At 61.8% G+C, this 21,962-nt stretch carries 21 protein-coding genes; 7 read left to right on the plus strand and 14 right to left on the minus strand.

The window, feature by feature from the left end; all coding sequences use genetic code 11:
- Window positions 1–96 precede the first annotated feature (96 nt).
- On the plus strand, window positions 97–771 hold the full coding sequence (rpiA, locus tag ABVN20_RS12365; RefSeq protein ID WP_368555922.1) for a ribose-5-phosphate isomerase RpiA: 675 nt from the start codon (window positions 97–99) through the stop codon (window positions 769–771).
- Between the two features lie 133 nt (window positions 772–904).
- Here the strand turns inward: rpiA and ABVN20_RS12370 are convergent, their stop codons facing one another.
- The 4 genes from ABVN20_RS12370 to ABVN20_RS12385 form a co-directional block, all read right to left on the minus strand.
- On the minus strand, window positions 905–1,813 hold the full coding sequence (locus ABVN20_RS12370) for an SdiA-regulated domain-containing protein (protein ID WP_368555923.1): 909 nt from the start codon (window positions 1,811–1,813) through the stop codon (window positions 905–907).
- Window positions 1,814–1,943: 130 nt separating this feature from the next.
- Window positions 1,944–2,873, minus strand: a complete 930-nt coding sequence (locus ABVN20_RS12375; RefSeq protein WP_368555924.1) for an SdiA-regulated domain-containing protein — start codon at window positions 2,871–2,873, stop codon at window positions 1,944–1,946.
- A 231-nt stretch (window positions 2,874–3,104) separates the two neighbouring features.
- Window positions 3,105–3,770 carry a fumarylacetoacetate hydrolase family protein gene (locus tag ABVN20_RS12380; protein WP_368555925.1) on the minus strand — a complete coding sequence of 222 codons (666 nt, stop codon included), beginning with the start codon at window positions 3,768–3,770 and terminating at the stop codon, window positions 3,105–3,107.
- A 36-nt stretch (window positions 3,771–3,806) separates the two neighbouring features.
- Entirely contained in the window at window positions 3,807–5,201 is a 1,395-nt protein-coding gene (locus ABVN20_RS12385; RefSeq protein ID WP_368555926.1) for an FAD-binding oxidoreductase, read from the minus strand.
- A 203-nt stretch (window positions 5,202–5,404) separates the two neighbouring features.
- On the opposite strand from ABVN20_RS12385, the gene serA reads away from it, so the two are divergent.
- The gene (gene serA / locus ABVN20_RS12390; protein WP_368555928.1) at window positions 5,405–6,634 is read left to right on the plus strand and encodes a phosphoglycerate dehydrogenase; all 1,230 of its coding nucleotides are present in this window, start codon (window positions 5,405–5,407) and stop codon (window positions 6,632–6,634) included.
- Window positions 6,635–6,755: 121 nt separating this feature from the next.
- On the opposite strand, the gene ABVN20_RS12395 is transcribed toward serA, so the two are convergent.
- The gene (locus ABVN20_RS12395; protein WP_368555929.1) at window positions 6,756–7,181 is read right to left on the minus strand and encodes a DUF4399 domain-containing protein; all 426 of its coding nucleotides are present in this window, start codon (window positions 7,179–7,181) and stop codon (window positions 6,756–6,758) included.
- 135 nt (window positions 7,182–7,316) lie between these two features.
- Here ABVN20_RS12395 and ABVN20_RS12400 point away from each other — a divergent pair, with 135 nt between their 5' ends.
- On the plus strand, window positions 7,317–7,895 hold the full coding sequence (locus tag ABVN20_RS12400; protein ID WP_368555931.1) for a transporter substrate-binding domain-containing protein: 579 nt from the start codon (window positions 7,317–7,319) through the stop codon (window positions 7,893–7,895).
- Between the two features lie 130 nt (window positions 7,896–8,025).
- On the opposite strand, the gene ABVN20_RS12405 is transcribed toward ABVN20_RS12400, so the two are convergent.
- Entirely contained in the window at window positions 8,026–8,511 is a 486-nt protein-coding gene (locus ABVN20_RS12405; protein WP_368555932.1) for a DUF523 domain-containing protein, read from the minus strand.
- A gap of 2 nt (window positions 8,512–8,513) precedes the next feature.
- Window positions 8,514–9,146 carry a 2OG-Fe(II) oxygenase gene (locus ABVN20_RS12410; RefSeq protein ID WP_368555933.1) on the minus strand — a complete coding sequence of 211 codons (633 nt, stop codon included), beginning with the start codon at window positions 9,144–9,146 and terminating at the stop codon, window positions 8,514–8,516.
- Window positions 9,147–9,254: 108 nt separating this feature from the next.
- Between ABVN20_RS12410 and ABVN20_RS12415 the strand changes: the two genes are divergently transcribed.
- A complete protein-coding gene (locus ABVN20_RS12415) occupies window positions 9,255–10,007 on the plus strand; it encodes a DUF2059 domain-containing protein (RefSeq protein ID WP_368555934.1) in 753 nt (250 codons plus the stop codon).
- A 104-nt stretch (window positions 10,008–10,111) separates the two neighbouring features.
- Here ABVN20_RS12415 and ABVN20_RS12420 read toward each other — a convergent pair whose 3' ends face one another.
- Window positions 10,112–11,059 (minus strand): alpha/beta hydrolase, encoded by a 948-nt coding sequence (locus ABVN20_RS12420; RefSeq protein ID WP_368555935.1) that lies wholly within the window; start codon window positions 11,057–11,059, stop codon window positions 10,112–10,114.
- A gap of 97 nt (window positions 11,060–11,156) precedes the next feature.
- Between ABVN20_RS12420 and ABVN20_RS12425 the strand changes: the two genes are divergently transcribed.
- Both ABVN20_RS12425 and ABVN20_RS12430 read left to right on the plus strand, forming a co-directional pair.
- Window positions 11,157–11,738, plus strand: a complete 582-nt coding sequence (locus tag ABVN20_RS12425; RefSeq protein WP_368555937.1) for a DUF6436 domain-containing protein — start codon at window positions 11,157–11,159, stop codon at window positions 11,736–11,738.
- 114 nt (window positions 11,739–11,852) lie between these two features.
- Complete coding sequence (locus tag ABVN20_RS12430) at window positions 11,853–14,261, plus strand: penicillin acylase family protein (protein WP_368555938.1); 2,409 nt, start codon at window positions 11,853–11,855, stop codon at window positions 14,259–14,261.
- Between the two features lie 126 nt (window positions 14,262–14,387).
- On the opposite strand, the gene ABVN20_RS12435 is transcribed toward ABVN20_RS12430, so the two are convergent.
- A complete protein-coding gene (locus ABVN20_RS12435; protein WP_368555939.1) occupies window positions 14,388–15,353 on the minus strand; it encodes a GlxA family transcriptional regulator in 966 nt (321 codons plus the stop codon).
- Between the two features lie 305 nt (window positions 15,354–15,658).
- On the opposite strand from ABVN20_RS12435, the gene ABVN20_RS12440 reads away from it, so the two are divergent.
- Window positions 15,659–16,300 carry an HD domain-containing protein gene (locus ABVN20_RS12440; RefSeq protein ID WP_368555941.1) on the plus strand — a complete coding sequence of 214 codons (642 nt, stop codon included), beginning with the start codon at window positions 15,659–15,661 and terminating at the stop codon, window positions 16,298–16,300.
- 135 nt (window positions 16,301–16,435) lie between these two features.
- Here ABVN20_RS12440 and ABVN20_RS12445 read toward each other — a convergent pair whose 3' ends face one another.
- The 5 genes from ABVN20_RS12445 to ABVN20_RS12465 form a co-directional block, all read right to left on the minus strand.
- Entirely contained in the window at window positions 16,436–17,326 is an 891-nt protein-coding gene (locus tag ABVN20_RS12445; RefSeq protein ID WP_368555942.1) for an ABC transporter permease subunit, read from the minus strand.
- Complete coding sequence (locus ABVN20_RS12450; RefSeq protein WP_368557702.1) at window positions 17,323–18,204, minus strand: ABC transporter permease subunit; 882 nt, start codon at window positions 18,202–18,204, stop codon at window positions 17,323–17,325. Before ABVN20_RS12450 ends, ABVN20_RS12445 begins: the two co-directional genes overlap by 4 nt.
- Window positions 18,205–18,239: 35 nt before the next feature.
- Window positions 18,240–19,382: an ABC transporter ATP-binding protein gene (locus tag ABVN20_RS12455; RefSeq protein ID WP_192306964.1), complete on the minus strand. Its 1,143-nt coding sequence runs from the start codon at window positions 19,380–19,382 to the stop codon at window positions 18,240–18,242.
- Between the two features lie 73 nt (window positions 19,383–19,455).
- Entirely contained in the window at window positions 19,456–20,553 is a 1,098-nt protein-coding gene (locus tag ABVN20_RS12460; RefSeq protein WP_368555943.1) for a polyamine ABC transporter substrate-binding protein, read from the minus strand.
- 251 nt (window positions 20,554–20,804) lie between these two features.
- Window positions 20,805–21,917, minus strand: a complete 1,113-nt coding sequence (locus ABVN20_RS12465) for a polyamine ABC transporter substrate-binding protein (RefSeq protein WP_368555944.1) — start codon at window positions 21,915–21,917, stop codon at window positions 20,805–20,807.
- Window positions 21,918–21,962: the final 45 nt, after the last annotated feature.

Consider the following 21,962-nt stretch of genomic DNA (forward strand, 5'->3'; position numbering starts at 1 on the left):
TTCGGCCATGCGACCACACGAATGACGAGGTTTTAACCCGGCATGGCGCTATAATGCGGGCCTTTCCGTCTACCCTTGCCCGCTTTCGGAGCCCGCATGACCCAGGATCAACTCAAACAGGCCGTGGCCCAGGCTGCCGTCGACTTCATCCTCCCGAAACTCGATGACAAGAGCATCGTCGGGGTCGGCACCGGCTCCACCGCCAATTGCTTCATCGACGCCCTGGCCCAGCACAAGGGCGCCTTCGACGGCGCGGTCGCCAGCTCCGAAGCCACCGCCGCGCGCCTCAAGGGCCATGGCATCCCGGTGTATGAGCTCAATACCGTCAGCGACCTGGAGTTCTACGTCGACGGCGCCGACGAAAGCGACGAGCACCTGAACCTGATCAAGGGCGGCGGCGCCGCCCTGACCCGCGAGAAGATCGTCGCCGCCGTGGCCAAGACCTTCATCTGCATCGCCGATGCCAGCAAGCTGGTGCCGGTACTGGGCAACTTCCCGCTGCCGGTGGAAGTGATCCCGATGGCCCGCAGCCACGTGGCCCGCCAGCTGGTCAAGCTGGGCGGCGACCCGGTCTACCGCGAAGGCGTGGTCACCGACAACGGCAACATCATCCTCGATGTGTTCAACATGCAGATCACCAACCCGGTGGAGCTGGAAACGCAGATCAACGCCATCGTCGGCGTGGTCACCAACGGCCTGTTCGCGGCGCGGCCGGCGGATTTGTTGCTGCTGGGTACCAGTGAAGGGGTGAAAACCCTGAAGGCGCAGTAAGCCTCACCGATATACCCTCTGTAGGAGCGAGCATGCTCGCGAAGGAATGCTCAGGCAACGCTGGTAGCCTGACACCCCTCGGTGCCTAAGCCACCATCGCGAGCATGCTCGCTCCTACAGTAGTTCTGGGTTCTCAGGGTTTTTTGAAGACGTAGAACAGATTCGGCTCGCTCACCAGGTACAACGTGCCGTCGTCATCCATGGCGATGCCCTCCGCCTGGGGCACGGTCTTCTTCAGGCCCTGGCGGCCCTTGCTCAGTGACATGGTGCTCAACGGGCGTCCGTCCACATCCAGTTCCAGAATCAGTCGCGACTCGTCGGACAGCGCCAGCAGATGGCCGCTGCGCTCGTCGTATTGCAGGCTCGACAGGTCCCGCACGAACATCCCGGCATCGCGCTTGGGGTTGTTGATCACGTGCACAGCGTAGGATTTTTCCGGGTTGTAATGCGGAAATCCCAACACCTCGTAAATCAACATCGGGTCGCGTTCCTTGGCGACAAACAAGCGCTTGCCCACCGAATCGTAGGCCAGGCCTTCGAACCCCTTGTTCCCGCTCATGTGCACGCCAAGCGTCATCTGCTCGGCCTCCGCGGCGTCGAGGAAGGTGGTGTCGTGCTCAAGGTGAATCTTGATCAGCCGCTGCTGGCTCTCATCGGTGACCACATAGGTATCGGCGCTGATGAACTCCACGGCCTCCGGATCGCCGAAACCGATCAGCGCGACACGCCGGATGATCTGCCCTTGCAGTGAAAGCTCGATCAGTTCGGAGTTTTTGTTGGTCACGGTGAACAGGCTTTTGCGCACCGGATCGAAGGTCAGCGCCGACACATCGTCGTCCAGGCCTTCGATGGCGCGGCCCTCGATCGCGACTTGGTAACGATCCAGCCCGATGGAGCGGGCACTCTCCGGCTGCCAAAGCGTGTGCAGGTTGAACCAGGCGCGCTCGAACAGGCGCAGGTACTGGCCCACCGCGACCAGCACGAGCAGCGTGATCGCCAACAGGATCAGAATCAGGGGTTTGGGACGGGCAAATCGACGCATGCGGGCAAGCTCGGAATCAGGACAGCTGGATGAAATACCACGGCAGTCTGAATTCAAGCTTAATGGCCATTAGCCTTGGCCTACAACTGAGCGTCGCGCCTTCCTACAATGTTTGGCCGAAGGGCGCCCATCAGTGCTGCTTTTCGAAACGATAGAACAGGTTGGGTTCGCTGACCATGTACAAGGTGCCCGCCTCATCCATGGTCACGCCTTCGGCGCGCGGGATTGTCTTTTTCAAACCGTTGAAGCCGCCGAGCAAGGTCATGAAGCTGACCTGCTCGCCCTTTTCGTCCAGCTCCAGTAACAGGTGGGAGTCGGCCGACAACACCAGCGTGTGCCGGGTGCGCGGGTCGATGGCCAGGGCCGAGAGGTTGCGGATGTCCAGCTCGTCACTGGCCAGCTTCTGCTTGTCACCGGTCAGTGTCTGGCCGTCGGTACTTTTCCAGATGAACAGGGCCGCCGGACGCTCCTCACCCAGCAGCATGTACTGGTTGTGCGCATCCCAGACCACCGCTTCAAAGGCCTTGTTCTGATCTTCGGACGGGCCGAGGTCATATTTCGGGAAGTTGGCGATGTTCAACTCGCGGGTATCGGCGTCGACCTTGACGATGGTCAGCGAATGCTCGCGCTCATCGACAATGGCCAGCAGGCCGTTGCCCATGACCGTCACCCCTTCCGGGTTGGCCCAGCCCACCAGCGGCATCTTGCGCAGTACGTCACCCTGCAAGGTCAGCTCGACCAGGAACGGGTTCTTGCCCATGACCGCGAACAGGGTCTTGGTCTGAGGGTCGTAGGCCAGGTCGGACGCTTCGTCCTTTTCCATGCCCGGCAACACCTTGGCATCAATCACCGCGTGATAATCCGGCAGCCAGATACTTTCCTGGCGCTCGGCCGGGCTTTCGAAACGCTCCATCACCCAAAGCAGGCCACGGTCATCCCAGTGCATGGCAAACGCCAAGCCATAGCCGGCGGCAGCCGCCAGCAAAAGCCAGGAATACCAGCGCATGAAAAAGCGTGGGCGACGGGCAGACTTGAGCGTAGGCAGCGGTTGGGTGGCCATCGGGGGATGCGTTCCAGAAATTCAGGCTAGAGGTAATAGCACAATTGGGACCGGCTCAGATGCCGTAAACCCTGGAATTATCCAGACGAGATGTGAAAAAAATGGCAAATGGCGGGTTTGTCTTGTTATTCACGCCCCCCAAGCTCGCTCCCACAAGGACACCACCAGACCTGTAGGAGCGAGCAAGCTCGCGATGAACGCCAGAACACCGCGGGGTGTCAGGGGACGAAGTTAGCGCACAGTGCTGGTGAAGCGGCTGGCGCCTGGCAGCTCCAGGACCAGCTCGTCACCGACGTTCAGCGGGCCGACGCCCACCGGGGTGCCGGTGAGGATCACGTCGCCGGCCTGCAGCGAGAAGCAGCCCGCCATGTGCTGGATCATCGGCACGATGGGGTTGAGCATGGCGCTGCTGTTGCCGTCCTGGCGCACTTGCCCGTTGATGGTCAGGCGAATGCCGATGTCGGTCAGGTCAGCGAAGCTGCTGCCCACCACGAACGGGGCGATCACCGCCGCGCCGTCGAAGGACTTGGCGATTTCCCACGGCAGGCCCTTGGATTTCAGCTCGGCCTGCTTGTCGCGCAGGGTCAGGTCCAGGGCTGGCGCAAAACCGGAAATGGCGTCCAGCACTTCTTCACGGCTGGGCTTGGTCGACAGCGGTTTGCCGATCAACACGGCGATTTCCGCTTCGTAATGCACCGAACCGCGCTCGGTGGGAATGCTGAAACCGCCTTCCAGCGGCACCACACAACTGCCCGGCTTGATGAACAGCAGAGGCTCCGTCGGAACCGGGTTGTCCAGCTCCTTGGCGTGTTCGGCGTAGTTGCGCCCGATGCACACCACCTTGCCCAATGGAAAGTGGATGCGCGTGCCGTCGACATACTGGTGCTGATAGCTCATTACCGACTCCTGGTTCTTGGCTCTTATGTGCTGAATTCAAACAGCGAAAATCTTGCCCGGGTTCATGATGCCGTTCGGATCGAACACCGCCTTGAGCGCTTTCATGTACTCGATCTCAACCGGTGAGCGGCTGTAGGTCAAGTAGTCGCGCTTGACCAGCCCCACGCCGTGCTCGGCGGAAATCGAACCGTTGTACTGCTCGACGGTTTCGAACACCCGCTTGTTGACCGTCGCGCAGCGGGCGAAAAACTCGTCCTTGTCCAGATCTTCCGGCTTGAGGATGTTCAGGTGCAGGTTGCCGTCACCAATGTGGCCGTACCAGACCACTTCGAAATCCGGGTAGTCTTCTGCGACGATCGCGTCAATTTCCTGCAAAAACGCCGTAACTTTCGACACAGTGACTGAAATATCGTTTTTGTACGGCGTGCGGTGGGAGATGGTCTCGGAGATGTACTCGCGCAACTTCCACAGGTTCTGCAACTGGGTCTGGTTCTGGCTCATCACGCCGTCCAGCACCCAGCCCTGCTCGACACAGTTTTCGAAGATTTCCAGGGCCAGGTTGGCCACTTCCTCAGTGGTCGCCTCGAATTCCAGCAGGGCGTAGAACGGGCATTCGGTGTCGAACGGCGACGGCACATCGCCGCGGGCCATGACGTTGGCCAGGGCCTTGTCGGAAAAGAACTCGAAAGCGGTCAGGTCGAGCTTGCCGTGGAAGGCGTGCAACACCGGCATGATCGAGTCGAGATCGGCGGTGCCGAGCACCATGGCCGTGAGGTTCTTCGGCGCACGGTCCAGGCGCATGGTCGCCTCGACCACAAAGCCCAGGGTGCCTTCGGCGCCGATGAACAACTGGCGCATGTCGTAGCCGGTGGCGTTCTTGATCAGGTCGTGGTTCAGCTCCAGCAGGTCGCCCTTGCCGGTCACCACCTTCATGCCCGCCACCCAGTTGCGGGTCATGCCATAGCGAATCACCTTGATCCCGCCGGCATTGGTGCCGATATTGCCGCCAATCTGGCTGGAACCCGCGGACGCGAAATCCACCGGGTAATACAGGCCCTTTTCCTCGGCGACGTTCTGCAGATGCTCGGTCACCACCCCCGGCTGGCACACGGCGGTGCGGTCGGTCAGGTTCACGTCGAGGATCTGGTTCATGTAGTCGAACGACACCACCACTTCACCATTGGCCGCCACCGCAGCGGCGGACAGCCCGGTGCGACCGCCGGAAGGCACCAGCGCCACCTTGTGCTGGTTGGCCCAACGAACGATGGCCTGCACCTGTTCGATGGTCTTGGGGAACACGATGGCCGTGGGCGCCGGGGCGAATTGCTTGGTCCAGTCCTTGCCGTAGGTATTCAGGGAGTCGGCATCAAGCAACACCTTGCCTGGCTCGACCAAGGTCTTCAGTTCTTCAATCTGGGCAGGACTGGTCATCGACAGAACTCTCGAACAATTCATGGTCATCCTGAGAACGCTTCACGTCGCAGGAACGGGTGTTTAGCGGGTCGCTATGCTAGCATACCGACCCCGCAGCTCAGTGCCCAACGGCCCCGATGCGGCGACGGCAGATTTGTCGTCCGGGTCAGCGTCTGTTGACCATTTCCTGCCATTTTTCTCCGGGATACAGGTTTACGCAGATGAGCAAGACTTCTCTCGATAAGAGCAAGATCAAGTTCCTTCTTCTCGAAGGCGTCCACCAATCGGCTGTCGACGTCCTCAAGTCGTCCGGCTACACCAATATCGAGTACCTCACCGGTTCTCTGCCGGAAGCTCAGCTGAAGGAAAAGATCGCCGATGCTCACTTCATCGGCATTCGCTCCCGCACTCAATTGACTGAAGAAATCTTCGATCACGCGAAGAAGCTCGTCGCAGTCGGTTGCTTCTGCATCGGCACCAATCAGGTCGACCTGAACGCGGCCCGCGAGCGCGGTATCGCCGTGTTCAACGCGCCGTACTCCAACACCCGCTCCGTCGCCGAGCTGGTGCTGGCCGAAGCGATCCTGTTGCTGCGCGGCATCCCTGAGAAGAACGCTTCCTGCCACCGTGGCGGCTGGATCAAGAGCGCGGCCAACTCCTTCGAGATCCGTGGCAAGAAGCTGGGCATCGTCGGTTATGGCTCGATCGGTACGCAGTTGTCGGTCCTGGCCGAAGGCCTGGGCATGCAGGTGTACTTCTACGACACCGTGACCAAGCTGCCACTGGGTAACGCCACCCAGGTCGGCAACCTGCACGAACTGCTGGGCATGTCCGACATCGTCACCCTGCACGTTCCGGAAACCGCTGCGACCCAGTGGATGATCGGCGAGAAGGAAATCCGCGCCATCAAGAAAGGCGGCATCCTGATCAACGCCGCTCGCGGCACCGTGGTCGAACTGGACCACCTGGCAGCCGCCATCAAGGACAAGCACCTGATCGGCGCGGCCATCGACGTCTTCCCGGTGGAACCACGTTCCAACGACGAAGAGTTCGAAAGCCCGCTGCGTGGCCTGGACAACGTGATCCTGACCCCGCACATCGGTGGCTCCACCGCTGAAGCGCAAGCCAACATCGGTCTGGAAGTGGCGGAAAAACTGGTCAAGTACAGTGACAACGGTACCTCGGTATCGTCGGTGAACTTCCCGGAAGTGGCCCTGCCGGCTCACCCTGGCAAGCACCGCCTGCTGCACATCCACGAGAACATCCCGGGTGTGATGAGCGAGATCAACAAGGTCTTCGCCGAAAACGGCATCAACATCTCCGGTCAGTTCCTGCAGACCAACGAGAAAGTCGGTTACGTGGTGATCGACGTCGACGCCGAATACTCGGATCTGGCGCAAGAGAAACTGTCGCACATCAACGGCACTATTCGTTGCCGCGTGCTGTTCTAAGACAGCGACAAGCTGCAAGCTACAAGCTACAAGCCGAGATTTGCTTCGGCTTGTAGCCTGAGGCTTGAGGCTTGAGGCTTGCAGCTATAAAAAAAGGGAACCCCGGCGGGGTTCCCTTTTTTTATTCCACGTTGACGGTGATTTTCTTCGACACGATCGGCGGGTCGAACGCCATGTGATTCTTGTCGCCCAACTCCAGCTGCAAGGTGTGCTTGCCGGGGGCCAGTTTGATCTCGGCAAAGGTCTGGGCCTTGCCGAAGTGCATGTGGTTGGCGTCGGTCGGGACCACCGCGCCGGCCGGCACGATCTCCTTGGCGTCGATCAGCAAGTGGTGGTGACCGGTGTTCTGCGTGGCATCGCCTGCCGGTGCCAGGGCAACGTTCTTCGTCCCGAACTGAACCTTGAACTGCTGGGAAACCGTGGCCCCGTCCTCGGGAGAAACGATGAACACTTCGGCACCTTCCGGCGCCGGCGTCGCGGCACTGGCCAGCACCGAGACACCCATCAGCAAACCAGCCAAAGCAGCACGTGACATAAAGGTTTTCATTCTCTTCTCCGGTTTTTTCGTAAAATTCGCGTGGTCATGACAACTTCATGACCATTCGTTGTCGAAGGCACTCGACAACCATAGCAAAGCGAGCCTGAATCAAAGGGTCGCCATAAGAAATTCCAAGGAGTGACCATGCGCTTGTTGCCTGGCCTGATCTGCCTGCTACCCCTCCTGAGCCCCTTGGCTCACGCCGAATTGATTGACGATGTGAACGACCGTGGCGAATTGCGTATCGCCCTTGAGGCTAATACACCGCCCTTCAATTTCAAGAACGACGGCAACCTCGCAGGCTTTGAAGTCGAACTGGGTCAATTGCTGGCCAACGAGCTCGATGTACGGGCCGACTTCGTCGTCACCGACTCGGGCGATCTGCTGACCGGCGTGGAAAGCGGCAAGTACGACATCGCTATCAACCACATAGCACTGACCCCGGAACTCAAGGATCGTTTCGACTTCAGCGAACCTTACGCCCAGGTCGACGGGCAATTGATCGCGCAGAAGGAAGAGCAGCCTCGTTCGATGCTGCTGGTGCAGTCACTGGCCGAGGAAAAACCCAAGGCCGTCGCGCCGGTCAGCCTGGCGATACCGTTCCAGAAGGGCAACCCGGCGTTCCGCGCCAGCCTGGAAAACGCCTTGCAACGGATCAAGGCCGATGGGCGCCTGGAGGCGCTGGAGAAGAAGTGGCTGGCGGGGGATGGGGTGCAGCCCTGAGGCTTGAAATCACGCCAAGCCCCCTGTAGGAGCGAGCTTGCTCGCGATTGCGGTGTATCAGCCACATCATTGTTGACTGAGACACCGCAATCGCGAGCAAGCTCGCTCCTACAAGGATGATGTGTCTTTCTCAAATTAGTGCAGCCAACGCCACCGCCGCCTCGGCCAGTTCCAGCTCGCTGAACACCTGCACCCCATGGCGCGTGAGCAACGCCGCCGTCACCCCCTCGCCGCTGACCTTGACCCCGCTGAACGTGCCGTCATAGGTCAGGCGGTTGCCGCAGGACGGGCTGTTGGCCTTGAGCACGGCGATGCGGATGCCGTGGGCCTGCACCAGGGCCAGCGCCTGCTGTGCCCCAGCCAGGAACTGCGCGCTGACGTCCTCGCCCTCGGTGGTGATGACCGATGCCTGTCCATCCAGCACCTGCACACCCTGCCCGCCGGGGATTTCCGCTGCCGCCCGTGGCGTCGGCAAGCCACCGGCGACCTCAGGGCACAAGGGCACCACACGCCCGTCATCGAGCCATTGCTGGAGCTGATCGAACGGCCCGCTGGCGCCACCGTCATACCGCACGCGGTGGCCCAGCAGGCAGCGACTCACCAGCACCTTGTGCATGATCAGAACGGCTCGTTGCCGCGACGGCGGAACCAGCCGGTCAACGACAGGCGATCACGGGTTGCCGGCAGCACTTCATGGGGCACCTCGCCCGAGAGGAACACCACCAGGCAGCCGCCGGTGGGCTGCACGTCGTACTCGCCACGGTCCGCCAGGTACATGCGCAACTGGCCGCCCTCTTGCGGCAGCCAGGCATCATTGAGGTAGAGCACCGCCGACACCGCACGCCGGTCGTCGTCACGGAAGCGGTCGAGGTGCTTGAGGTAGAACGCCCCGGGCGGGTACAGGGCGAAATGGCACTCGAAGTCTTCCAGGCCCAGGTACAGGCCGCGATTGATCGCTTCGCGCAGGCTGTCCATCAGCGCCAGGTAACTGTCGCAGGCGGCTGCCTGGCCCGGTTCGATCCACTGGATCTTGTCGCCGCGAATCGCCTCGCGAATCTCCGTGGTCGACCCGCGCCCTACGCCGGCCGGGGCCAGGTCACCCTCGGCCGCACGTTTACGGCACTCAGCCGCCAACGCCCGGGTCAGATCCAGAGGCAGGAAAATATTCTGCTGCGACCAGCCATGTTCGGCCAGGTCGTCGACGATACGTAACAGCAGCGGGTGATCAGAGGATATTTGCATGGCGCGCATAGTATGCCTGTGCCGGAAAATCCGACAGAGCCACGCGGCGGCTTGATACGAATTCTCGACAAGTCGGTATGCCGCACGGAGAATAGTCGGCTGCTGACAGGAGTCCCTATGCGTCGTTTGCTTTTCTCACTGCTGATGTTCTGCGTTATGCCCGCCTGGGCAGACGGCCACGACCAGTTGTACAAGGTCGCCGGCTGGCCGGAACAACGTGCGCATTTCAACGATGCCCTGACAGCCGCGCAGCAGCGTTACCAGAACAGCCTGCCGCCGGCGGTGTTCCAGGCGCTGGTGAACAACAGCAATCAACGCTTTGCCCCCCAGGCCGTCGACCAGCGCGCCGAGGCGCAACTGCGCAAGAACCTCGCGGACCCCAAGCCGGCGCTGGCCTTCTTCCAGTCGCCACTGGGCAAGAAGATCGTGGCCGCCGAGCTACTGGCGACCCGTCGCGATCAGCTGGCGAAAAATGCCAAGGGCCTGCCAAAGATGCAGGCCAGTGACAGCCGTCTGCTGATCATCGGCCACCTGGCCCAGGCCCTGCCCGCCCGCGAAGCCGGCGCGGAAGTCAGCCTGGCGATCGCCGGTGTCGCCGCCGACAGCCTCAGCGCGATGATCCCCGGCCTGCTCGGCGGCGGCCAGGCCCAGGGCCTGTTGAATGGTCAACGCCAGCGCCTGATGGACCAGATCGGCAGCGACCTGAACAACACGCTCCTGTATGTGTACCGCGACCTGTCGGATAACGAGCTGGAAGAGTTCGCCACCTTTGCCGAGTCGGCGGAAGGCCAGGCCTATTACCAGGCGGCGCTGGCGGCGATCCGGGCGGGGTTGGCGGTGGGGCAGAGTTCTTCGAACCTCAGCCAGTGATCTTTGGCGCCTGAGAGGGCCCCATCGCGAGCAGGCTCGCTCCTACAGGGGCAGCGGCGCACCCTGTAGGAGCGAGCCTGCTCGCGATGAGGCCCGAACAGCCACTACACATTCCTGCCCTTCACCCGCCGACTCAAAAACCCAAAAAACTCCCTGCGCATTTCCAGCGTCTCATTCGCCAGGTGATGTCGCCCCTCGGGCAGCATCAACACCTGCGGACGGTTGAACTTGGCTTTCAGCACTTCGAGGTTGTGCTGCCAGTCCACCGTCATGTCTGCCTGCCCCTGCACGATCAGGGGCTGCCGGTTGCTGGCCGGTGCAGCTTCGATGCGCTTGATCCAGCGTTTCAACGCACCGACCCAGGCGGTCGGCAAACGGCGCGCCTGCAAGGGGTCGGCTTGCAGGAACGTGAGGAACTGCGGGTCGTTGGAGTTTTCGCTGAAGCGCCGGGCGATGCCTTTCACGAAGGGCCGAAGCAGGTAGTAACTGAGCTTCGACCACGCCCATGAGCGCGGCCGCACCAGCGGTGCCAGCAGAATCACCTGGCCCTGGGCCGGGCTGGCGCTGCCGGCGTTGAGCACATGATCGACCACAATCGCGCCGCCGGTGCTCTGCCCGCACAGGTGCCAGGGCTGGGGCAGATCCAGCGAACGTGCCTCGGCGAACAACCCGTAAAGGGTGTCCTGATACTCGGAAAAGTCGCCGATGCTCGCCCGCTCGCCACTGGACAGGCCATGCCCCGGCAAGTCGCAGGCGATCACCGCAAAGCCCTGGTCCAGCGCCCAGGCGATGACATGCCGGTAGAGCCCGGTGTGATCATAAAACCCGTGGAACATGAACAGCGTGGCCTTGGCCCGCTCGGGCCACCAGCACTGGCTGACCAGCTCGTAGCCGTCCACCTGGAAACGCCCCAGCCCGGTGCGCAATGGGCGTCCCGGAAAATCCAGGCCATAAAACCGCTGGTACGCCAACGCCTCTTCGGACAGCGGCTGCCACTCGGCCAGGGGCCGCAGGCTGGCGCGCAGATGATCGGGGTCGAAAGTGGCGGACATGGGCGATTCCAAAACACGAAGCGGACTTTATAAGCCTGCGATATTCATCTGTCGCGACAAGCATGGCAAGCTGGGCGATCTTCGAGGATTGCCACCCATGCGTTCGCCCTACCGCACCACTCTGCTCGCCAGCCTGCTCGCCCTCCTTTGTGCCGGTGTTCTGTGGGCGGCCTACGACTGGTTCCAGGGGCGTTACCTGCGTGCGTTCAGCTCTCACACCGCGGTTTTTTCCGGCGACCCGTTGCGCCTGCCCGACCACTTGGCCGGGCCCGGCGCCATCCGCTTCGTGCATTTCTGGGACCCGGCCTGCCCGTGCAACGTCGGCAATCAGCAGCACCTGAGCGAGCTGATCGAGCACTACGTGCCCCAAGGCGTCGAGTTCTATTCGGTGCAGAAGCCCGGCAGTCACGGCCAATTGCCAAGCACCCTCGGCAGCCTGAAATCCATCGAAGTGCTTCCAGGCTCGGAACAGATTCCGGCCAGCCCCGCCGTGGCGATCTGGGACCGCAGCGGCAAGCTGGCGTATTTCGGCCCATACAGCGAAGGCCTGACCTGCAATTCGAACAACAGCTTCATCGAGCCGATTCTCCAGGCGTTGAACGACGGCCGCCCGGTGAGTGCCACGCACACACTGGCGGTGGGGTGTTACTGCCCCTGGTCCGAGAGCGCAGCGAAGTAACGACAACTCAGGCGACAAGAATCCCTCCTACGGGCGATGGGCTGATTCAACAGGTCATGTTAAACAGTGATGCCAGGGAACTGCTGTCACTCAAAACAAGAACAAGGAATCTCCATGAAACGTCTCCTGATTGCGCTGCTCGTGCTGATCGTCGTCCTCGCCGCAGGCGTTGGCGGCTACTTCTACAGCAAGCAGCCGACGCGCCAGGGCATGGTAGAACTGCAACACCTGCAAGGCTCGGTCACCGTGCGCTATGACGAGCGCGGCGTGCCGCACATTCGCGCCGACAACGAAACCGACCTGTATCGCGCCCTGGGCTATGTGCATGCCCAGGACCGGCTGTTCCAGATGGAAGTCCTGCGCCGCCTCGCCCGTGGCGAGCTGGCCGAAGTACTGGGCCCGAAACTGCTCGACACCGACAAGCTGATGCGCACCCTGCGCATTCGCGAGCGCGCCGCAACCTACCTCGCCAACCTGGATAAACAATCGCCGGCCTTCATCGCCATGCAGGCCTACCTGGATGGCATCAACCAGTATCAGGACAGCCACGCCAAGCCCGTGGAGTTCGACGTGCTGGGCATCGCCAAGCGCCCCTTTACCGCCGAGGACACCATCAGCATCGCCGGCTACATGGCCTACAGCTTTGCCGCGGCGTTTCGTACCGAACCCTTGCTGACCTATGTGCGCGACCAACTGGGGCCGGATTACCTGAATGTCTTCGACCTCGACTGGCAGCCCAAAGGCGTGCTGGCAAACCGTTCAGGCAACGGCCCGGCCCTCGCCAGCGGCGACTGGCAAGACCTCAACGCCCTCGCCCGCCTGAGCGAACAGGCGCTGGCCGATAACGGCCTGCCGCAGTTCGAGGGCAGCAACGCCTGGGCGGTATCCGGCAGCCGCACCAAAAGCGGCAAGCCGTTGCTGGCGGGCGATCCGCATATTCGCTTCTCGGTGCCCTCGGTGTGGTACGAAGCGCAGCTCTCGGCGCCGGGCTTTGAGCTGTACGGCCACTACCAGGCGCTGATGCCGTTCGCCTCGCTGGGGATGAACCGCGACTTCGGCTGGAGCATCACCATGTTCCAGAACGACGACCTCGACCTGATCGCCGAGAAGGTCAACCCGGACAACGCCAACCAGGTCTGGTACCGCGACCGCTGGGTGGACCTGATCACCAGCGAGCAACAGATCGCGGTCAAGGGCCAAGAGCCGGTGAAGCTGGTGCTGCGCCAGTCGCCCCACGGCCCGATCGTCAACGATGCGCTGGGTGCCCACGCAGGCAAGACGCCGATCGCCATGTGGTGGGGCTTTCTTGAAAGCCAGAACCCGATCCTCGAAGGCTTTTACCAGCTCAACCGCGCCGACACCCTGGCCAAGGCCCGCAGCGCCGCCGCCAAGGTCCATGCACCCGGCCTGAACATCGTTTGGGCCAATGCCAAGGGCGACATCGGCTGGTGGGCCGCAGCGCAACTGCCCAAGCGTCCGGCAGGCGTGAAGCCGTGGTTCATCCTCGATGGCAGCAGCCCGGAGGCCGACAAGGACGGCTTCTACCCGTTCAGCGCCAATCCGCAGGAAGAAAACCCGGCACGGGGCTACATCGTCTCAGCCAACTTCCAGCCGGTGTCCGCCAGCGGCATGGAGATACCCGGTTACTACAACCTCGCGGACCGCGGTCAGCAGCTCAACCGCCAGCTCGGCGACAAAGCCGTCAAATGGGACCTGGAGTCCAGCCAGAAGCTGCAACTGGGCACCACCACCGCCTACGGCCCGCGCCTGCTCGCACCGCTGTTGCCGGTGCTGCGCGAAGTGGTCAGCGATCCGGCCGAACTGAAACTGGTGGAGCAACTGGGGCAATGGCAAGGCGACTATCCGCTGGAGTCCACCAGCGCCACGCTGTTCAACCAGTTGCTGTTCAACCTGGCGGATGCGGCGATGCGTGACGAGCTGGGCAACGACTTTTTCGAAACGCTGCTCTCGACCCGGGTGATCGACGCCGCCCTGCCGCGCCTGGCGGCCAATGCCGACTCGCCGTGGTGGGACAATCGCAACACCCCCGGCAAGGAAACCCGCGCCGACACGGTCAAGGTCGCGTGGCAAGCCAGCATCGCCCACCTCAAGGGCGTGCTGGGCGCCGATTTCAGCCAGTGGCAGTGGGGCAAAGCGCACACCCTGACCCACGGCCACCCACTGGGCCAGCAGAAGCCGCTGGAGCGTATTTTCAACGTCGGCCCGTTCGCCGCGCCCGGCACCCACGAAGTGCCGAACAACCTCTCGGCGAAGATCGGCCCGGCGCCCTGGCCAGTCACCTACGGGCCCTCGACCCGCCGCCTGATCGACTTCGCCGACCCGACCCACAGCCTGACCGTCAACCCGGTGGGCCAGAGCGGCGTGCCGTTCGATCGTCACTATGACGACCAGGCGGAGTCCTATATCGAAGGGTTGTACTTCCAGGCGCATCTGAATGATGAGGAGGTGATAGCCAATACTCGGAGTACCTTGAAGCTGTTGCCGGCGCGGGTTGCTCCCTAGATCTTTATTGCCTGTTCTGGCCTCATCGCGAGCAAGCTCGCTCCTACAGGGATTTGCGCCGCACACAAAACCTGTGGGAGCGGGCTTGCCCGCGATGAGGCCCTTACAGCCACAGAAGATCCAACTTCAAACCACCGGGGCAAAATTCAACCGAAACTGCTGCGGCGTCACCCCCAGCCGCCGATTGAACACACTGCGCATGTGCTGGGCATCGCGAAAGCCGCACTCATAAGCCACGGTTTTCAGCGGTGCCGCCGTGCTCTCCAGCATCACCCGCGCCGCATCCACCCTCGCCCGCTCGACGAACTCGGCCGGGGTCACCTTCGCTTCCCGGGCAAACACCCGCGAGAAATTGCGCGCGCTCATATTGGCCGCACGGGCCAGCTCGGCATTGGTCAGGCCGGCGTTGAGGTGGGCCAGCACATGGCGCTGGACCATCGCCACCGCCGAGGTCGGCTCGGCGTGGGGCGCCAGGAACGGGCTGAACTGCGACTGCCCGCCGGAGCGCTGGGTGAACACCACCAGGCGCTTGGCCACGCGCAGGGCGATCTCCGACCCGTGGTCCTTCGCCAGCAGGTACAGCGACAGGTCGATGCCCGCCGTGACGCCAGCCGAGGTGTACAGCTCGCCGTCCTGCACGTAAAGGCGATCGGCGTCGACCTGGGCCTGCGGGCACAGCGCAGCCAATGCCGCGGCATCCTCCCAATGCGTGGTGACCGTGCGCCCCTCCAGTAAGCCAGCGCGAGCCAGCATGAAGGCGCCGTTGCAGATCGAACCAAACCGTTGCGCCCGGGCGCAGGCATCGCGCAGCCAGGCATCGAACGCCGGGCCGAAGTCCAGGCCGGGCAACTGCGGACCGCCGGCCACCAGCAACAGGTCATAGGCGTCCAGCGCCTCGCTGAAATGCCGATGGGCCTGCAAGGCCAGGCCGTTGGAACACGGCATGGCACCAGGCTCGACGCCGATCACCTCCAGCCGATAGTGATCCTGCGGCGCGAGGAACCGATTGGCCTCGGCAAACACATCCATGGGCCCGCTGACGTCCAGCGACTGCACGCCGGCAAACACCACGATGGCGACGGTTTTACTCATGATGTGGGTTGCTCCCCATAGATGCCATCCCCCTCCCCCCTGTAGGAGCGAGCTTGCTCGCGATGGAGTGTCAGCCAACACACATGTCACAGACAGATCATCGCGAGCAGGCTCGCTCCCACAGGGTTACGGAACACGCGTAGATTGCCGTGCAAATTAGCCAATCCGCGCCCAACAAGCGAGGCTGGCACGATTCACAGGCTCATTGGCCCGGATCGCAGCCATGGCTCGATTGTCCGGTGTTGGGGTCGGGAACAGACTTGTCCCATCAGCGCCGCTCCGGCGCTCCCTGTGAGGACAGCAGCATGAGCACGACCATCGCCGGCATCAAAATCCCCGACAGCGCCCTGGCCCGGGCCACCACCGAATATATCCGCGACATCGAATCCGACCTGTTGTACCACCACTCGCGCCGGGTGTTCCTGTTCGGCGCTTTGAGCGGTGAACGCAAGCAACTGGCCTACAACCCGGAGCTGTTGTACGTCGGTGCGATGTTCCACGACCTGGGTCTGGTCGAAGGGCATCGCAGTGACAACGAACGCTTCGAAGTCGATGGCGCCAATGCGGCTGCGGCCTTTCTCAAGCCCTACGGCTTGAGCGATGACGACATCGAGCAGGTCTGGCTGTCGATCGCCCTGCACACCACACCGGGCGTGCCACAACACCTGCGACCGACCGTGGCGCTGGTGACGGCGGGCGTCGAGATGGACGTGTTGGGCATGGACTACGCGGCGTTTTCCACAGTGCAGCGCGAGGCGGTGGTGCATGCGCATCCACGGGGTGAGGGGTTCAAGGAGTGCATCATCTGCGCCTTCGCCGACGGCCTGCGCCATCGCCCGCAGACCACCTTCGGCAACGTCAAGACCGATGTGCTGGTGGATCAGGAGCCGGGGTTCAAGCCGATGAACTTCGTCGAGGTGATCCGCAGGTCGCCCTGGATTTCCTGAACGATCAGACAAAAACAACTGTGGGAGCGAGCCTGCTCGCGATGGAGTGTCAGTCGACATGGATGTCACTGACAGATCATCGCGAGCAGGCTCGCTCCCACAAGGTAAGTCCCCCCAAAGGGACTCCGCCTGACCTCAGGCCGCTTCCGGCGCCTGTGCCCGGCGCACTTCCGGTTGTTTCCAGGAGTCGGCAGCGCTTTCTTCGATGGCTTGCTGGATGGCGCGCTTGCGCGCTTCTTCGGCACGGCGGCTGAAGAACCAGACCAGGAAGGTCATCAGCGATACCGCCAACAGGATCAGGCTGGCCACGGCGTTGATCTCCGGCTTCACGCCCAGGCGCACCGCCGAGAACACTTCCATCGGCAGGGTCGTGGACCCTGGACCCGAAACGAAGCTGGCCAGCACCAGGTCGTCCAGCGACAGGGCGAACGACATCATGCCGCCAGCCCCCAGCGATGGCGCGATCATCGGGATGGTGATCAGGAAGAACACCTTCCACGGCTTGGCACCCAGGTCCATGGCCGCCTCTTCGATGGACAGGTCCAGCTCACGCAGGCGCGCCGACACCACCACCGCCACGTACGCCGCACAGAACGTCGTGTGGGCGATCCAGATGGTGACGATGCCGCGTTCCTGCGGCCAGCCGATCATCTGCGCCATGGCCACGAACAGCAGCAACAGCGAAAGACCGGTGATCACTTCCGGCATCACCAGCGGCGCGGTGACCAGGCCACCGAACAGCGTACGCCCCTTGAAGCGGGTGATGCGGGTCAGGACGAACGCCGCCAGGGTGCCCAGCGCCACCGCGGCCACCGCCGTGTAGCAGGCGATCTCCAGCGAGCGCAGCACCGAGCCCATCAGTTGCGTATTGTCCATCAGCCCGACGTACCACTTGATCGACCAGCCGCCCCACACCGTCACCAGCTTGGAAGCGTTGAACGAGTAGATCACCAGGATCAGCATCGGCAGGTAGATAAACACCAGGCCCAGAACCAGCATCAGGCTGGAGAAACGGAAGCGCTTCATTCTTTACCCTCCATTTCCTTGGCCTGACTGCGGTTGAACAGGATGATCGGCACGATCAGGATCGCCAGCATCACCACCGCCAGGGCGGACGCCACCGGCCAGTCACGGTTGTTGAAGAACTCCTGCCACAGCACTTTACCGATCATCAGGGTTTCCGGGCCGCCCAGCAGTTCAGGAATCACGAACTCGCCCACCACCGGGATGAACACCAGCATGCAGCCGGCGATGATGCCGTTCTTGGACAGCGGGATGGTGATCTTCCAGAAGCTGTTGAAGGTGCTTGAACCGAGGTCCGATGCGGCTTCCAGCAGGCTGTGATCGTGCTTCACCAGGTTGGCGTAGAGCGGCAGGATCATGAACGGCAGGTACGAATAGACGACGCCGATGTACACCGCCAGGTTGGTGTTGAGGATCTGCAGCGGTTCGTCGATCAGGCCCATGCTCATGAGGAAACCATTGAGCAGGCCGTTGTTGCTGAGGATGCCCATCCACGCATACACGCGGATCAGGATCGCGGTCCAGGTCGGCATCATGATCAGCAGCACCAGCACCGTCTGCAGCTCTTTACGGGCGCTGGCGATGGCGTAGGCCATCGGGTAGCCGATGAGCAGGCAGAGGATGGTGCTGATCAGCGCCATCTTCAGCGAACCCAGGTACGCAGCGATGTACAACTCGTCGCCGGCGAGCATGGCGTAGTTGCCAAGGTTGAGCAGCACTTGCAGCTTCTGCTCGGCGTAGGTGTAGATCTCGGTGTACGGCGGGATGGCGACGTCCGCTTCGGCGAAGCTAATCTTCAAAACGATGAAGAACGGCAACATGAAGAACAGGAACAGCCAGATGAAAGGAACCCCGATGACCAACTGACGGCCACCGGGAATTATTCGATTGAGCCGGCGTTTGAATTTGCGCATGTTCATGAGCGCAGTACCACGCCGCTGTCGTCTTCCCACCACACGTAGACCTGGTCACCCCAGGTCGGACGAGCGCCACGGCGTTCGGCGTTGGCGACGAAGGACTGGACGATCTTGCCGCTCGGCAGTTCGACGTAGAACACCGAGTGCCCGCCCAGGTAGGCGATGTCGTGCACCTTGCCGCTGGACCAGTTGTACTCGCAGGTCGGCATGGTCGGCGTCACCAGCAGCTTTTCCGGACGGATCGCGTAGGTCACCGACTTGTCCTGCACCGAGGTGCTGATACCGTGGCCGACGTAGATCTGGCGGTCGAGGTCCTTGCAGGTGATGGTCGCGTGGCCTTCGGCGTCGTCGATCACTTCACCGTCGAAGATGTTGACGTTGCCGATGAACTCGCAGACCAGGCGGCTGGTCGGGGTTTCGTAGATGTCGATCGGGCTGCCGATCTGGGCGATCCAGCCCAGGTGCATGATCGCGATGCGCTCGGCCATGGTCATGGCCTCTTCCTGGTCGTGGGTCACCATCACGCAGGTCACGCCGACGCGTTCGATGATCTCCACCAGCTCCAGTTGCATCTGCGAGCGCAGCTTCTTGTCCAGGGCGCCCATCGGTTCGTCGAGCAGCAGCAGCTTGGGACGCTTGGCCAGGGAACGTGCCAGGGCCACACGCTGGCGCTGACCACCGGACAACTGGTGCGGCTTGCGTTTGGCGTACTGGGTCATCTGCACCAGCTTGAGCATGTCCGCCACGCGCGCGTCGATCTCGGCGGCCGGCAGCTTGTCCTGCTTGAGGCCGAAGGCGATGTTCTGCGCCACGGTCATGTGCGGGAACAAGGCGTAGGACTGGAACATCATGTTGATCGGCCGCTCGTAGGGCGGCATATCGGTGATGTCCACGCCATCGAGGAAAATACGCCCCTCGGTCGGTCGTTCGAAGCCGGCGAGCATGCGCAGCAAAGTGGACTTGCCCGATCCCGAACCGCCGAGCAGGGCGAAGATCTCGCCCTTCTTGATTTCCAGGGACACGTCGTCCACGGCAATCGTCTCGTCGAACTTCTTCGTGACCCGGTCGATTTTGACCAGCACCTGCTTAGGTGACTGGTCGCCCTCGAGGGCTTTCTTATAGGCGCCGGAGGCAACTGCCATTTACGAAACTCCCAGAAAAAAAGAGTGCAGTTCGCTCAAGGTGAGCCAACCTGGATAGCTTGAGTCTTGAGCTCTATTTACCCGTCTTGACCTTGGTCCAGCTACGGGTCATCAGACGTTGAATGTTCGGTGGCAACTCGATGGACACGTAGGTCTTGTCGAGCACCTCCTGGGGTGGATACACCGATGCGTCGTTGCGGATCTCCTGATCCATCAACTTGTCCGACGCCGGGTTGGGGTTGGCGTAACCGACGTAGTCACTGACCTGCGCGATCACTTCAGGTTTCAACAAATAGTTGATGAACGCGTGAGCCTGTTTGACGTTGGCCGAGTCTTTCGGGATCGCCAGCATGTCGAACCACAGCGCGCCGCCTTCCTTGGGCACCGAGTAGGCGATGTCCACACCCTTCTTCGCTTCTGCCGCACGGTTCTTGGCCTGGAAGATGTCGCCGGAGAAACCGATGGCCACGCAGATGTCGCCGTTGGCCAGGTCCGCGATGTACTTGGAGGAGTGGAAGTAGGTCACGTAAGGCCGCACGGCCAGCAACTTCTCTTCGGCCTTCTTGTAGTCGGCCGGGTTGGTGCTGTTGGCATTCAGGCCCAGGTAGTTGAGGACCGTGGGCATCATTTCATCGGCGGAGTCGAGGAACGCCACGCCGCAGCTTTGCAGCTTCTTGATGTTCTCCGGCTCGAACACCGCGGCCCAGGAGTCGATCTTGTCGACGCCCAGCGCGGCCTTGACCTTGTCGACGTTGTAGCCGATGCCGTTGGTGCCCCACAGGTACGGCACGGCGTAGAGGTTGCCCGGGTCGTTCTGTTCCAGGCGCTTGAGCAGCACCGGGTCGAGGTTGGAATAGTTGGGCAGCTGCGACTTGTCGAGCTTCTGGAAAGCGCCCGCCTTGATCTGCTTGCCCAGGAAGTGGTTGGACGGCACCACCACGTCGTAGCCGGTACGGCCCGCCAGCAGCTTGCCTTCCAGGGTCTCGTTGGAGTCGAACACGTCGTAGACCGGCTTGATCCCGGTCTCTTTCTGGAAGTCGGCCAGGGTGTTTTCCCCGATGTAATCCGACCAGTTATAAATATGCACGGTGCCCGCCGCCTGGGCGCTGACCGCCAGGGTCAGGCCGGTACCGATCAACAGTGCATTGCGCAACATAGAAAAAATAGGCAAGTGGAGGTCCTCTAAAATTAGTTGGGCCCAAGTTGCCCCGAGTTACATGACAGTCGTACCTGCCCAGCAACAAAACCGGCGCGCAACTTACCCTCGAAAAACCATTCCAGCAAAACTTTTATGCAGATCCCTGTTGGGATTCCTGTGGGAGCGAGCCTGCTCGCGAAAGATGAACGATACACGGTGGGGTGTCAGACACCCCGCGTCATCGTTAGCGACCATCGCGAGCAAGCTCGCTCCTACAGGAGGTGTTACTTACCGGACTTGATCTTGGTCCAGCTGCGGGTCAGCAGGCGCTGGGTCGCGGCCGGCAAGTCGGCAATCGCGTACAGCTTGGCCAGCACGTCGGCTGGTGGGTAAACGCCTGGATCGCTGGTGATGTCTTTATCGACCAGTGCAGTGGCTGCCGCGTTGCCGTTAGGGAAACGTACGGCGTTGGTGATCTCGGCCATGATTTCCGGCTTCTGCAGGAAGGTCATGAACTTGTAGGCGCCTTCGACGTTTTCGGCATCTTTAGGGATGGCGACCATGTCATAGAAGCTGCCGGCACCTTCTTTCGGAATGTTGTAGCTGACTTTCACCTTGTCACCGGCTTCAGCCGCGCGGGACTTGGCCTGGTAGATGTCACCCGAGTAACCGATGGCCACGCAGATGTTGCCGTTGGCCAGGTCCGAGATGTACTTGGACGAGTGGAAGTAGGCAATCGAAGGACGCACTTTGAGGAACAGCGCTTCGGCTTCGGCCAGTTGTTTCTTGTCCTGGCTGTCGGTTGGATAGCCCAGGTAGTGCAGCGCCGCCGGAATCATCTCGGTCGGCGAGTCGAGGAAACTGATACCGCAGGATTTCAGCTTGGCAGCGTTTTCAGGCTTGAAGACCAGGTCCCAGGAATTGGTCGGTGCATCGGCACCCAGTGCGGCCTTGACCTTCTCGGCGTTGAAGCCGATGCCGATCGAACCCCACATGTACGGGAAGGCGTGTTCGTTGCCCGGGTCGCTGACCGAGACCGCCTTGAGCAGGTCGGTGTTCAGGTTCTTCCAGTTAGGCAGCTTGGACTTGTCCAGCTTCTGGTAGACGCCGGCCTTGATCTGCTTGGCCAGGAAGTTGTTCGACGGTACGACGACGTCGTAGCCGGACTTGCCTGCCAGCAGTTTGGCTTCCAGGGTTTCGTTGCTGTCGAAGACGTCGTAGACCACCTTGATGCCCGACTCGTCTTCAAACTTCTTGATGGTGTCCGGCGCGATGTAATCGGACCAGTTGTAGACGTGCAACACCTTGTCGTCCGCCTGCACCGCACCCGCCATCATGCCCATCAGGGACATGGCGAGGAGAGTCTTGCCAGCAAGCTTTTTTCCTAATGCCTTCATGCGTTAATGCTCCAAATTTTTCTTTTTTGAACCACTTTGTTCAGC

Source organism: Pseudomonas sp. MYb118 (genome assembly GCF_040947875.1).
Taxonomy (GTDB): Bacteria; Pseudomonadota; Gammaproteobacteria; order Pseudomonadales; family Pseudomonadaceae; genus Aquipseudomonas.

Coding starts and splice junctions, on each gene's coding strand:
- rpiA (WP_368555922.1), top strand. CDS start 97: ATGACCCAGGATCAACTCAAACAGGCCGTGGCCCAGGCTGCCGTCGAC.
- ABVN20_RS12370 (WP_368555923.1), bottom strand. CDS start 1,813: ATGCGTCGATTTGCCCGTCCCAAACCCCTGATTCTGATCCTGTTGGCG.
- ABVN20_RS12375 (WP_368555924.1), bottom strand. CDS start 2,873: ATGGCCACCCAACCGCTGCCTACGCTCAAGTCTGCCCGTCGCCCACGC.
- ABVN20_RS12380 (WP_368555925.1), bottom strand. CDS start 3,770: ATGAGCTATCAGCACCAGTATGTCGACGGCACGCGCATCCACTTTCCA.
- ABVN20_RS12385 (WP_368555926.1), bottom strand. CDS start 5,201: ATGACCAGTCCTGCCCAGATTGAAGAACTGAAGACCTTGGTCGAGCCA.
- serA (WP_368555928.1), top strand. CDS start 5,405: ATGAGCAAGACTTCTCTCGATAAGAGCAAGATCAAGTTCCTTCTTCTC.
- ABVN20_RS12395 (WP_368555929.1), bottom strand. CDS start 7,181: ATGAAAACCTTTATGTCACGTGCTGCTTTGGCTGGTTTGCTGATGGGT.
- ABVN20_RS12400 (WP_368555931.1), top strand. CDS start 7,317: ATGCGCTTGTTGCCTGGCCTGATCTGCCTGCTACCCCTCCTGAGCCCC.
- ABVN20_RS12405 (WP_368555932.1), bottom strand. CDS start 8,511: ATGCACAAGGTGCTGGTGAGTCGCTGCCTGCTGGGCCACCGCGTGCGG.
- ABVN20_RS12410 (WP_368555933.1), bottom strand. CDS start 9,146: ATGCGCGCCATGCAAATATCCTCTGATCACCCGCTGCTGTTACGTATC.
- ABVN20_RS12415 (WP_368555934.1), top strand. CDS start 9,255: ATGCGTCGTTTGCTTTTCTCACTGCTGATGTTCTGCGTTATGCCCGCC.
- ABVN20_RS12420 (WP_368555935.1), bottom strand. CDS start 11,059: ATGTCCGCCACTTTCGACCCCGATCATCTGCGCGCCAGCCTGCGGCCC.
- ABVN20_RS12425 (WP_368555937.1), top strand. CDS start 11,157: ATGCGTTCGCCCTACCGCACCACTCTGCTCGCCAGCCTGCTCGCCCTC.
- ABVN20_RS12430 (WP_368555938.1), top strand. CDS start 11,853: ATGAAACGTCTCCTGATTGCGCTGCTCGTGCTGATCGTCGTCCTCGCC.
- ABVN20_RS12435 (WP_368555939.1), bottom strand. CDS start 15,353: ATGAGTAAAACCGTCGCCATCGTGGTGTTTGCCGGCGTGCAGTCGCTG.
- ABVN20_RS12440 (WP_368555941.1), top strand. CDS start 15,659: ATGAGCACGACCATCGCCGGCATCAAAATCCCCGACAGCGCCCTGGCC.
- ABVN20_RS12445 (WP_368555942.1), bottom strand. CDS start 17,326: ATGAAGCGCTTCCGTTTCTCCAGCCTGATGCTGGTTCTGGGCCTGGTG.
- ABVN20_RS12455 (WP_192306964.1), bottom strand. CDS start 19,382: ATGGCAGTTGCCTCCGGCGCCTATAAGAAAGCCCTCGAGGGCGACCAG.
- ABVN20_RS12465 (WP_368555944.1), bottom strand. CDS start 21,917: ATGAAGGCATTAGGAAAAAAGCTTGCTGGCAAGACTCTCCTCGCCATG.